We start from the raw sequence: 12,057 nt of genomic DNA, 5'->3' as shown, positions 1-12,057 counted from the left end.
GCACTGTTCGTGCCGCCTTTAAATTTTCATATTTTTACTATTTCTGCCCGCCTATATTTTTTATTGTGAGATTTTTTATGAAACGTTTTTTATATCTATTGCCTTCGGTCGCGTTAGTTTCGGGTTGTGCTACTCGTTCTGACAATATCTCTGCCAGCTACGTGCCTTCCAGTGTATATAATTCCCAAAGTTGTTCGCAGCTAAAGGAAGAGGCCGTGCGTTTGTCCTATAGTGCCGCAACTGCTGTCGGCAGACAGAATTCCGCTGCAACGCGCGATACAATAACGACCGGGGTTGGGCTTGTTCTGTTCTGGCCCGCGCTGTTTCTGAATAATGGCGATGGTGCCAAAGCGGCGGAAGTTGCCCGTCTGAAGGGTGAGATGCAGGCTCTGGAACGGGCGTCGGCGTTGAAGGGCTGCAACATCACTTTCCGTAATCGCTAGAGTGCATATCGAAAAGTGCAAAATCGATGAGAAGCGGCGCTTCGGCGCCGTTTTTGTTGTGGAGTTAATAAAGAACGCGCTCGTTGAGCTTCGTTATTTTCTCGCTGGCATCGGAAACGCCATGCTCTTCCATGAGGCAGGACCAGCCGCCATCAGGCCGTTTATCGATGCTGAAAATGTTATAGCGGGCAGCGGGCTTATGACCGCCAAAATTCTGGCTCGCCGACGGGACGCTGATGACGGGAATCTTGCCGTTCGGGCCATCGATCTCGTAATGCGTGATAAGATGCGTATGGCCATGGAGAACAAGCTCAGCGCCGTGCTTGCGTATGATCTTCTGGAAGCGGCGAATGCCATAAAGGCGCTTGTGCGCGGGCGTTGCGCCATAGATCGGCGGGTGGTGAATCATCACGATGCGGAAGAGGCCACGCGTACCGGCTTCATCGAGCATTGCGGCCAGACGCTTGCCTTGCGCAGACCGGAAGTCGCCGCTCGCCATGAAGGGCGCCGTCGCGCGCGCCGACGAAACGCCGATCAGCGCAACAGGCCCACGCACGCGCATATAGGGAAATTGCGGACGATTGCCCTTATTGTCGATGCCGTCGCCGCGCATCCACGGTTCCCATTTCCGGCAGGACTTGTCGAGGGCACCCGGAACATAAGCGTCGTGATTGCCGGGAACGACCGAAACATCCTCAGGGTTGCCCAATTTGGAGAGCCATTCATGGGCGATGTCGATTTCCAGATTGAGCGCCAGATTGACGAGATCGCCCGTTACCGCGATGTGGTCAGGTGATTGCGCCTGCATATCGCCGATGAGACTATCCAGCACGGTTCCGTGCATCGCGTTTTTGCGATTGCGCAGCCAGTTGATGTAGCCGGTGATACGTTTCGATGCCAATTCGCGATATCGCACGCGCGGCAGAGGCGAAAGGTGTATATCGGAGATATGGGCGAGACGGAACATAAGGCCCATTTACTGTATTATTATTGGAATCGAAACCTGTTTAGCTACTTTTTGTTGATGTCATTGCTGTTTTGGATAGAGGTATATTGCCTCGCGGAGAGACGGTATGCGCTTTCGTCATTTCATATTTCATACTTTTTTTCTAATGCGACGCCCGATGACGCTGGGCGTCAGGGCTATCGTTTTCGATGAAAAGAAAAATTCTGTTTTCCTTGTAAAGCATACCTATGTGCCCGGATGGCAATTGCCGGGCGGGGGCGTCGAACGTGGCGAGACCTTCGGGCAGGCGCTGGAAAAGGAGTTGCGCGAGGAGGGCAATATCGTTCTGAAAGGCCTACCGCAGCTTTTTGCGCTCTACAAGAATGCGCATGCATCACCGCGCGATCACGTGGCGCTTTATATATGCAGGCAATTTGAGCAGACGGCACCCCGTTTGCCGGATCGGGAAATCGCCGAATGCGGTTTCTTTCCACTGGACGATCTGCCGGAAGGGACGACGCCATCAACCAAGCGGCGTCTGCAGGAAGCGATGCACGATCTGGAGCCGCTTCCACTTTGGTAAAGGCGCGCTGCTGCGCCTTTACCTGATCGGTGATCGATTAGAAGCGGTAGGTGATACCCGTACCGATCAGCCATGGATTCAGCTTGGCCTTGCCGCTGACTTCCACGCCGCCCGCCAGAGTAGCGTCGAATTTCGGTTCGAGGAACAGCTTCTTGACGTCGAAGTTCACGCCCCAATGTTCGTTGAGCATGTAGTCGAAGCCGATCTGCAGTGCGCCGCCGAATGCATTCTTGACCTTGAGATATTCAACGCCGGTCGCATCCTGATTGTAGAACATGGTGTAGTTCACGCCTGCGCCGACATAAGGCTTAAAGGCGCCGAAATTGGTGAAGTGATATTGCAGCGTGAGCGTTGGAGGCAGAATCCATGCCTTGCCGATCTTGCCCAGCCCATCGATTGAACCGGCGCCATTGATATTGGCATAGGTCGTACCGAGAATGAGTTCGGCTGCGAAATTGTCCGTGAAGTAGTAGGTGATGTCGAGTTCAGGTGTGATCGACTTCGAATAGTCGAGGTCCGAACCTGAAACGCCGTTCACATAGCCGGAATTCTGGGGAATGACGCCGAGTGCGCGCACACGGATCTGCCATGGCGACAGGGCTTCCGGCACGGCCTGAATTTCAGATGCAGGCTGGGCGACGATGGCATCGGCAGCATAGGCAGCCGGTGCGGCAAAGGTCAGTGCGGTGGCAGCCAGCAATCCTCTCGTGAAGCGGTTCATCTTCTCTCTCCTTAAGTCGTGTTCGGTCTTGGGATCGTAGTGATGCGTGCAATCTGGACCGCGCAACGAAACGCCCCATTGATCGAAATCAAAGGGGCGCAAGAGATTTGAGAGAGTGCTGATGTTCTTTCCGCACTGTTGCAGGAAGAACGCAGTTCGTCCGGTCAGGTCTTGGGGAAGCGATCCCGGTCATGGGGCGCAGAGAAGTCGATTTCCGGCCCTGCAGGAACGATACTGGTCGGATTGATGTTCTTGTGGCTGCGATAATAGTGACCCTTGATGTGCTCCATGTTCACGGTCGAGGCCACGCCCGGCACCTGATAGAGTTCGCGCGTGTAGTTCCACAGGTTCGGGTAATCTGCCAGACGGCGCAGATTGCACTTGAAATGGCCGACATAGACCGGATCGAAGCGCAGAAGCGTTGTGAACAACCGCCAGTCGGCTTCGGTTAGGTGGGTGCCGGTCAGATAGCGCTGCCGCGAAAGGCGATCCTCAAGCGAATCAAGTGCTGCGAACAATTGCCCGAACGCTTCTTCGTAAGCTTCCTGCGTGGTGGCGAAACCGGCGCGATAGACCCCATTGTTGATATTGGGATAGATGAAATCATTGAGCGCATCGATTTCGTCGCGCTGCGCTTCTGGATACAAATCCAGCGAAGCGTCGCCGAATTCCTTGAAGGCGGTGTTGAGCATACGGATGATTTCGGCGGATTCGTTGGACACGATCGTCTGGCGCTGCTTGTCCCACAGAACCGGAACGGTCACGCGACCGGAATAATTCGGATCGGCACGCGTGTAGATTTCATAAAGACGCTTCGCGCCGTAGAGGGTGTCGCCGGTGCTGCCGGTTGTGCCGGAGAAGGTCCAGCCTTCGTCGGCCATCAGATAGTCCACCACCGAGACCGAAATAACGTCTTCCAGCCCTTTCAGCGCGCGGAAGATCAGCGTGCGGTGCGCCCACGGGCAGGCATAGGAAACATAGAGGTGGTAGCGGCCCGGTTCGGCCTTGAAGCCGCCTTCGCCCGTCGGGCCGGCACTGCCATCTGCGGTTATCCAGTTACGGAATTGCGATTTCGAACGTTCAAAACGGCCTTTCGTGCTTTCGGTGTCGTACCAGACATCATGCCACTTGCCATCAACCAGAAGTCCCATGTGATTTCTCCTTTTGGAAAGAGAATAAGGCGAGAGCCGCCATTTTGCAGCATCACAAGCCGTGAACAGTGCGTAACGGTGCCAAAAGGAACAGTCGAAACCGCCATTATGAAAAAAATAGTTTTACCTCTGCTCATTTTGGTGTAATGCAACTTCCAAATTGCGGTCATCCAAACCGCTCAGGAGAACGATTAATGGAAATGCTTTTCATCCGACGATGAAACTTGGACCGCGCTTGAGCGCGTTTCGATCTGATTGAATCAGATCGGCGCTCCAGCTGTTTGTTTCCAAGCGCATCTAGCCCGAAAACCGTTTCACACTTTTCGGGATGCGCTTGAGACGCGCGGAATGCATTCCATTGACCTGACGGTCCTCGACTTCTCCTATTGCGATCTAAAGCCCATGCAGCAGCTTGAACTGACCTATGCGCAGGAATGCCCGGCGCACGACATTGAAATCGAAGCCATCAATGCCGAGGCCTTCGGACCGGGACGCTTTACCCGTGCCGCACATTTCATTCGCGAAGGCGGGCCGCACGATCTCGATCTTTCCTTTGTTGCCCTGATGGGCGGTATCGTCGTCGGGTCTGTACGGCAGACGCCGGTTGTCATCGGCAAGACGCCTGCACTCCTGCTTGGACCGCTTGCGGTCAGACCTGAGTGGAAGAAACGCGGCATTGGCGGCAAGCTGATGCGCATGTCGCTGGAAGCGGCGACGAAAGCCGACCACAAGCTGGTCATTCTTGTCGGTGACGAACCTTATTACGGTCCGTTCGGCTTCAAGATGGTGGCGCCGGGTTCGATGGTCATGCCAGCGCCGGTCGATCCGCGCCGGATGCTTGCCTGCGAACTCACGCCGGACGCGCTGAACGGTGTCAGCGGAATCGTGCGCCACGCCAACCGGGCCTGATTGTCTCGTCTGGGAAGTTAGCAGAACGCTTGTTTTCCCCTCATCCTGAGGGGCCATCGCAGATGGCGTCTCGAAGGAGTGGGGGAACTGAACCGGCGCTCGCCCTTGATCCTTCGACAGGCTCAGGATGAGGGCGTCGGGCGAATGCGGTTTACCGTCCTTCGCGATACCACATGCTGCCGAAGACGAAGAGCAGCAGGCCAAGCGCCAGAAAGCCGGAGAACAGCGGCAGGCGGTTGACGCTTTTCAATTGCGTATCCGCAGTCTCGCGCAGGCCGATCCAGTCATTGCCGCTGGCGGCGCGGTTGCCGCTGATGGCGGTGATCGTCGGAACCCGGACCGAACTGTTGGTGCTGGCATGGACGCGATGGACCGAGCCGCCGGTCGCGTCAGCGAGCGGCTTGAGGCGATCCGTCGTGGAGATGCTGTCGGTGAATTCCGGCGCATCGATCGGCCCCACATGGGCCAGGGCTTCCAGATCCCCGTTTTTCACCCGGAAGATGCCGATCTCGTCCGTCTGCAATGAACCTTCGAACAGGCCCGGCTTGCTTTGCGCGAGATTGACCTGCAATTCCTTGCCTGAAGGCGTTGAAACGGTTGCAGCACCCGGATTATCGCCCATGGTCTGGCGGCGGATGGAAAGCGTGCGGCCATTGCCGGAGGCGGTCAGCGCCTCTTCCTCCAGTTCCGGTTCCTGCATCAGCCAGTGGGCGATGCGGCGATAGAGCGAGGCATAGGGGCCGCCGCCCTCGAAACCGCGCGCCCACAGCCAGCCCTGATCGGAGAGGAACATGCCGACACGGCCTTTTCCGACGCGGTTGAGAACCAATAGCGGCTTGTTGTCCGCGCCGCTCATCACCGTTTCGCCTTGCGGCGCGGTGATGTCGATGGTGCGGAACCAGCGGCTCCAGTGCGGCGGCTCCTGATCGCTGCCGTCGAGGCCGCGCGTGACAGGGTGGCGTTTGCCGACAGTCGTGAGACGTGGATAGAACGCCTTTTCCGTCACGGCCCCGGTCGGCAGGGCAGGCAGGGCGCTATAAAGCGGCGTACGGGCAATCGACATTTCGCCTGCATATTCCGGGCCGGCTGCGACCAGCAAGGCGCCGCCATTCTCCACATATTGTGCGATGTAATCGTAATAGAGGAGCGGCAGCACATCGCGGTGCTGGTAGCGGTCAAGGATGATGAGGTCGAACTCGTTGACCTTGTCGACAAAGAGTTCGCGCGTCGGGAAGGCGATCAGCGACAATTCGTTGATCGGCGTGCCGTCCTGCTTTTCCGGCGGGCGCAAAATGGTGAAGTGGACGAGATCGACGGCGGCATCGGATTTCAGCAGATTGCGCCAGGTGCGCTCGCCATTGTGCGGCTCACCGGAGACGAGCAGCACGCGCAGGTTTTCCCGAACGCCGTCCACGGTCGCGACAGCGCGATTGTTGGCGTCGGTTACTTCGCCGGGAAGCGCTGGCGTGGCGATTTCAACAATGTTCACGCCCGCGCGCGGCAGGGTGATGGTGACGGGCGTTTCCTGCCCGACCCGCGCTTCCTGCTCGCTGACGGTCTCACCATTGACGCGGATTTGAACCGGCGCAGGGCTGCCGAGACTTTTGCCCTCATCAATCACCGTAAACGACATTTCGAGCGGCTTGCCGCTGATGCCATAGCGCGGCGCCTTGTTGAAGCGGATGCGGCGGTCGAACTCATCCGGCTTGCCGGTCACAAGCCCGTGCAGCGGCGCATCGAAGCCGAGCGCATTCTTGTTGGCAGGAATATCGTGTACCTGACCGTCGGTAATCAGAACAGCGCCTGCAACACGCGACGGCGGAACATCGAGAAGCGAACGGGCCAGCGGGCCGAAAAGCCGGGTGGCGTAGCCGTCCTCGTTCTCGCCGGGTTGGCCTGCTTCCACGACGCGGGTTTCAAATTGCGGCATGGTTGCAAGCTGGTCCTGAACCGCCTTCAAGGCGGCATCCGTGTCGGCACGGCGGCTTCCAAGTTCCTGGCTCTGGCTGCGATCCACAACCACTGAGACTACGCTTTTCAGCGGTTCGCGCTCTTCATTGATGATGACGGGATTGAAAAGAGCGAGCGCAAGTGCTGCCGCAGCCAGAAGGCGGATCAGCCCGCCCCGCATCCGCAACGCAATCGTGACTAGCACCAGCAGCGCCAGCGGCACGAGAATGGCGATAAGCCAGGGCGTGGAGAGGAACGGTTCGAATTCGATATTCATTCTCACCTCCTATCGCCGTAGGTTTCTACCGCGTCAGCTACTACGCTTCCACCCTCATCCTGAGGTGCGGAGCGAAGCGAAACCTCGAAGGATCGAGGGTGAGGGCAGGCGCGCCGTGCGTTTCCCCTCAGCCCTTCGAGACGCCATCCCCGTGCAAGCGCGGGATGGCTTCTCAGGATGAGGGGGAAAGACAAACAGGATCGGGTGGCAACAGGGCTGCAAAACATCATGCTAATTCCCCAACCGCTCGATGAGGTCCTTGGCGTGGACCTGATCGGACTTGTAGTTGCCGGTCAGCATATACATCACGATGTTCACGCCGCCGCGAATGGCATAGATGCGCTGCATCGGGTCGTTCGGCACGGTCGGAAGCAGCGGATTGCCTTGCTCATCCACGGCCCATGCGCCTGCGAAATCATTGGCCGTAATCATGATCGGCGTCACACCGTCGCCGGTGCGCACGGGACGATCCCTGGGCGAGGCATTTGGTGTCGAGGCCTCGACCCAGAGCGGGCTTCCTTCATAACGACCGGGGAAATCCGGCATGATGAAGAAGGATTTGGTGAGCACATGATCGTCAGGCACGGGTTCCAGCGGCGGAACGTTCATGCCATCGAGGATGGCGCGCAGGCGCTGGTTGGCGGGTGAGGCGGAAGGATCGAGACTGGCGCCCGCCTGCAACTGGTCGCGCGTGTCAAAAAGCACCGTGCCGCCCTGCTGCATATAGGCATCGACTTTGGCAATCGCTTCCGGGCTTGGCATCGGCGTCTCCGGGTCGATAGGCCAGTAGATCAGCGGATAAAAGGCCAGTTCGTCCTTGGCGGGGTCTACGCCGATGGGGTCGCCCGGTTCAAGCGCGGTCTTGTCCATCAGCGCGAAGCTCAAGCCCCGCAGTCCCGCCTTGCTGATATCGTCGGTCTTTGCGCTGCCGGTAATGACATAGGCAAGATGCGTCTGCGAGACGGAGTTGATGATCGCCTCGTCTCCCGGCTTGCTGTCGTCATGCACCTGCTCTTGAGCCCCAGACTGGGATTGTGCCTGAGTCTGAGCTTTCGCTTCGCCTATTCCGGAAGGAAGAAGGTTGAAAGCAAGCGAACCGGCCAGCAGAACAGCTATTCCCGTCGCCTTGGCGCGCACTTTCATGCGGCGACGGAAGGCTCCGCGCAGCCACAGCATCAAAAGCGTATCGAGTGCGAGCAGCATCGCAGCGGCAGCAAAGAATGGACCCGCCAGTGAAATCGACTGGTCCGATGTATAGGAGACAGGCGTTATTCCGACGGACAGTGTCGGCCGGGCAATCGGTTGCAGCTTGAGGTTCGCACCTTCGAAGATGTTGAGCGCTTTCAAACCGTCCTCATTGCCATAGAAACCGGGCGGTGTGTTGATGCTGACGCTGGCCTGCTTGTTTTTTTCGACGATCAGCGGCTTGGCTTCGGATGTCGGTGGGGTCAGGGCACCGGAAGCCGAAAGCAGCTGGTAGGGCGGCAGCGAGACGGAAGCCTGATTATCTTGCGCGCCGGTGCGCTGCGACAGCGACACGATGCGGCGCAGCATGTCCACGAATGAACCCGAAATCGGCAGGCTCGACCAGCTGGCATCGGGAGAGATGTGGAACAATACGATGTTGCCACGTCCACGATGTTCGCCGGTCACAAGCGGTGTTCCGTCCTGCAGAACGGCATAAGCCTTGTCGTTGAGATCGAACGAAGGTTCAGCAAGAACCTGCCTTGTGACCGTCACATCATCGGGGACAGCCAGACCGGCGAAAGGCCCCTTGTCGGGGAAAGATCGCAATTTCTGCGGTTCTGACCAGGATAGCGTGCCGCCAAGTGCGCGTTCGCCCTTGCGCAATTTCACCGGCAGAAGCGGATCATTGTCGCTGGCACCGGCAAGGCGCGGGCCTGCGAACCGCACCAGCGTGCCGCCGTCCTCAATCCATTTGGAAAGCTGTTCGGTGACCGGCTGCGGCAGCGTGCCGATATCGGCCATGATGAGGATCGACGGCTTTGCATCCAGCACTTCCGGCACGGATTGCAGAAGATCGGCAGAGCGCGGTTCGATCAGATTGACATAGGGTGAAAGCGCCCGGGAAATATAATGCAGCGGCGAGAGCAGCGGCTGTGCCAAATCACCGTCACCGCTGGCGATAAGGCCGACTGTGCGCCGTTCCGACCCTGCATCGATCAGCCGTGTTGCGCCAGCCTGTTCAATGCCGTCGACGCGGATCAGGCGGAAATCATTGCGAAGTTCCACCGGCAGGTTGAACCGTGCCGTGCCTTCCGCGCTTCCAGGCGCGAAGGAAAGCGGTGCTTCGGCGATGCGGCGTCCCTTGTCGTCATAGGCGGCGGCAGTGAGCGTGCGCGGAGCCGACACGCCTTCCGGACGGATGGCGACCGCTTCCAGACTGTCAGCCTTGTTGTCGATGCCGGTCAGCGCGAAAGTGCGGCTGAGGCTCGCGCCATACCAGAGAACGGAGGCCAGATGCCCTGACTTGTCCAGTTCTGCAAAGGTTTCCGTATCGTTCGGCGCAGCTAGTCCGTCGCTCATGAAGGCAAGGCGGACCTTTGTATCGGCGGGCAGGGCGGATGCTAGCCGTTCCATTGCCGACTTGCGATCAACGGGGATCGGGCGCGGCTCCAGTGCCTGAAGTCGCTCGGCAGCGCCCTTGCCGTCATAGGGGCCGATTTCGGCATTGGCTGGTTCCGCTGAACCCACGATGTAGATCGGCGCAGCGGTCCCTTCTGCATCCGAGATGAGCTTTTCGGCAGCATTGACCCGCTGTTGCCAGTCCTCTGCGGAAGCCCAGCCATTATCGATGACGATGGCAAGCGGCTCGTCGCCGGACAGGGCGACCGGACGCGGGTTCCAGATCGGTGAGGCCAGCGCCAGAATGACGAGCGCGGCAATCAGCAGCCGCAGCAGTGTCATCCACCATGGACTTTTCGACGGTACTTCCTCGCGCTTGAAGACCTGCGCCAGAATGCGCAGCGGCGGAAAGGTTTCCTCCTGCGGGCGCGGCGGCGTCATGCGCAGAAGCCACCAGATGACCGGCAGGGCGATCAGCCCGGCGAGGATGAGCGGCGAACCGAAGGCGAGCGGCAGGAAACTCATGCGCCGACTCCCGTTGCGCTGAGTGCATTATGCAGGCGCGCCAAGGCTTCCGCTGTCGGCCTGTCGGTGCGGTGAACCGTATAGCTCCAGCCAAGCCGCTTGCAGAAATCGATGAGGCTTTCGCGGCGCGCGGTGTAGAGGCGGCGATAGTCATCCGCATAGGTTTCGGCGCGACCGGCGACAAGCGTGGCCCCTGTTTCCGGATCGCGGAACTCGGTGCGGCCCGAATAGGGAAATGTTTCTTCCGCCGGATCGGCCACTTCCACCAGATGCGCGCGGACGCCGCGCTTTGCCAGACGGTCGAGAAGATCGCTCAGTTCATCGAACGGATGCAGGAAATCCGATAGCAGGACGACTTCGGAAAAGCGGCGGATCTGCCCGATGTCCGGCAATGCTGCAATCGGCGCTTCGTGCATCAATGCGCCTGCCAGACGTTCCGCCCCGTTGCGGGCCGAAAAGGGCTGGATCAGCTCCGGAAAGGCGATGCGTTCGCCGGAGCGTGACAGAAGTTCCGCAAGAGCGAGCGTCAACACGAGCGCGCGCGCTTCCTTGGAAACGGGCGCGAGCTGCGAGCGATAGCGCATGGAGGGCGAGAAATCGCACCAGAGCCAGACCGTGTGGGCGGATTCCCATTCGCGGTCGCGAACATAGGTATGATCGTCGCGGGCAGAACGCCGCCAGTCGATGCGGGCAAGGGATTCGCCGTCCACATAGGGGCGGAACTGCCAGAAGTTTTCGCCGGGGCCGCGTTTGCGCCGCCCGTGCCAGCCATTCATGACGGTGTTGACGACGCGCTCAGCTTCAACCAGCAGATCGGGGATGGCGGCTGCCCGCGCACGGGCGCGAGCAAGTGTCTCCTTACGGTCTGCGGTGGAAACTTCTGCGCCAATGACCATCAGATGGCAGCCTTTACCAGATTGGCGATGACGTCGCGAATATGCATGCCATCGGCGCGGGCGGCGAAATTGAGTGCCATGCGATGTTGCAGGACCGGCTCGGCCAGCGCCTTCACGTCGTCGACGGATGGGGCAAGACGGCCTTCATAGAGCGCGCGGGCGCGGGCACATAGCATCAGCGCCTGGCTGGCGCGCGGGCCGGGGCCCCAGGCGATATGCTTCTTTGCGTGGTCGTTATCCGCATCCGGGCGGGCGGAGCGCACCAGCTTGAGAATGGCTTCCACGACGCTTTCCGACACCGGCATCCGTCGCACTAAAGTCTGCATTTCGATCAGCCGTTCGGCGTTGATGATCTCATAGGCCTTGGCCTCGGCAACGCCGGTTGTTTCCAGAAGAATGCGACGTTCCGCATCAAGTTCCGGATAGAGAATGTCGATCTGCATCAGGAAGCGGTCGAGCTGGGCTTCCGGCAGCGGATAGGTGCCTTCCTGTTCCAGCGGGTTTTGCGTTGCAAGCACATGAAATGGTGCCGGGAGATCATAGCGCTGGCCGGCGACGGTGACATGATATTCCTGCATGGCCTGCAAAAGGGCCGACTGGGTGCGGGGGCTGGCGCGGTTGATCTCGTCGGCCATCAGGAGCTGCGCGAAGATCGGCCCTTTCAGATAACGGAACGAGCGGCGTCCATCGGCATCCTGCTCCATGACTTCCGAGCCGATGATGTCGGAGGGCATCAGGTCGGGCGTGAACTGGATGCGCTGGCCTGAGAGACCAAGCACGGTGCCCAGCGTTTCGACCAGCTTGGTCTTGGCGAGGCCCGGTACGCCGACCAGAAGCGCGTGTCCGCCAGCCAGAACGGCGACGAGCGTGCGCTCGATCACGTTTTCCTGACCGAAGATCACGGTCCCGACACTTTCCTTGATGCGGGCGATGTCTGCGAGCGCCCGTTCGGCCTCCGCAACGATCTGCTCGGGATTGGCGGTTTCAGGCGTGATGACGACACTCATGGGAACCTCGCAATATGACCGCTCTGGCGGAACTGCCTCATAAATCGCTATATAATACTGACA

The 12,057-nt window shown here is 59.2% G+C and carries 10 protein-coding genes; 3 read left to right on the top strand and 7 right to left on the bottom strand.

Features of this window, described 5'->3' with window-relative positions:
• The first annotated feature begins 215 nt into the window (after window positions 1-215).
• The gene (locus JNC70_RS14715; RefSeq protein ID WP_245414768.1) at window positions 216-443 is read left to right on the top strand and encodes a hypothetical protein; all 228 of its coding nucleotides are present in this window, start codon (window positions 216-218) and stop codon (window positions 441-443) included.
• Between the two features lie 64 nt (window positions 444-507).
• Here JNC70_RS14715 and JNC70_RS14710 read toward each other — a convergent pair whose 3' ends face one another.
• Window positions 508-1,410, bottom strand: a complete 903-nt coding sequence (locus JNC70_RS14710; protein ID WP_104756094.1) for a metallophosphoesterase family protein — start codon at window positions 1,408-1,410, stop codon at window positions 508-510.
• A gap of 106 nt (window positions 1,411-1,516) precedes the next feature.
• On the opposite strand from JNC70_RS14710, the gene JNC70_RS14705 reads away from it, so the two are divergent.
• Window positions 1,517-1,972, top strand: coding sequence for an NUDIX domain-containing protein (locus tag JNC70_RS14705; RefSeq protein WP_104756059.1), 456 nt, complete (start codon window positions 1,517-1,519; stop codon window positions 1,970-1,972).
• 37 nt (window positions 1,973-2,009) lie between these two features.
• Here JNC70_RS14705 and JNC70_RS14700 read toward each other — a convergent pair whose 3' ends face one another.
• Together JNC70_RS14700 and JNC70_RS14695 are read right to left on the bottom strand one after the other, a co-directional pair.
• Window positions 2,010-2,693 (bottom strand): OmpW/AlkL family protein, encoded by a 684-nt coding sequence (locus JNC70_RS14700; protein WP_104756058.1) that lies wholly within the window; start codon window positions 2,691-2,693, stop codon window positions 2,010-2,012.
• Window positions 2,694-2,857: 164 nt separating this feature from the next.
• Window positions 2,858-3,844, bottom strand: a complete 987-nt coding sequence (locus tag JNC70_RS14695) for a glutathione S-transferase family protein (protein ID WP_104756057.1) — start codon at window positions 3,842-3,844, stop codon at window positions 2,858-2,860.
• Window positions 3,845-4,246: 402 nt separating this feature from the next.
• Here JNC70_RS14695 and JNC70_RS14690 point away from each other — a divergent pair, with 402 nt between their 5' ends.
• Complete coding sequence (locus JNC70_RS14690; RefSeq protein ID WP_104756093.1) at window positions 4,247-4,753, top strand: GNAT family N-acetyltransferase; 507 nt, start codon at window positions 4,247-4,249, stop codon at window positions 4,751-4,753.
• Window positions 4,754-4,904: 151 nt separating this feature from the next.
• Here JNC70_RS14690 and JNC70_RS14685 read toward each other — a convergent pair whose 3' ends face one another.
• The 4 genes from JNC70_RS14685 to JNC70_RS14670 all read right to left on the bottom strand — a co-directional run bounded on the left by JNC70_RS14685 (window position 4,905) and on the right by JNC70_RS14670 (window position 11,994).
• Entirely contained in the window at window positions 4,905-6,980 is a 2,076-nt protein-coding gene (locus tag JNC70_RS14685) for a glutamine amidotransferase (protein WP_104756056.1), read from the bottom strand.
• A gap of 231 nt (window positions 6,981-7,211) precedes the next feature.
• Window positions 7,212-10,091 carry a DUF4159 domain-containing protein gene (locus tag JNC70_RS14680; RefSeq protein WP_104756055.1) on the bottom strand — a complete coding sequence of 960 codons (2,880 nt, stop codon included), beginning with the start codon at window positions 10,089-10,091 and terminating at the stop codon, window positions 7,212-7,214.
• Window positions 10,088-10,987: a DUF58 domain-containing protein gene (locus tag JNC70_RS14675; protein WP_104756054.1), complete on the bottom strand. Its 900-nt coding sequence runs from the start codon at window positions 10,985-10,987 to the stop codon at window positions 10,088-10,090. The genes JNC70_RS14680 and JNC70_RS14675 overlap by 4 nt, the downstream gene beginning before the upstream one ends.
• Window positions 10,987-11,994 (bottom strand): AAA family ATPase, encoded by a 1,008-nt coding sequence (locus tag JNC70_RS14670; protein WP_104756053.1) that lies wholly within the window; start codon window positions 11,992-11,994, stop codon window positions 10,987-10,989. The genes JNC70_RS14675 and JNC70_RS14670 overlap by 1 nt, the downstream gene beginning before the upstream one ends.
• Window positions 11,995-12,057: the final 63 nt, after the last annotated feature.

The sequence above is a fragment of the Brucella oryzae genome, assembly GCF_041929965.1.
Taxonomy (GTDB): Bacteria; Pseudomonadota; Alphaproteobacteria; order Rhizobiales; family Rhizobiaceae; genus Brucella; species Brucella oryzae.
Note: the sequence above shows the minus strand (reverse complement) of the source record. Positions and strands in the feature narration are given on the sequence as shown.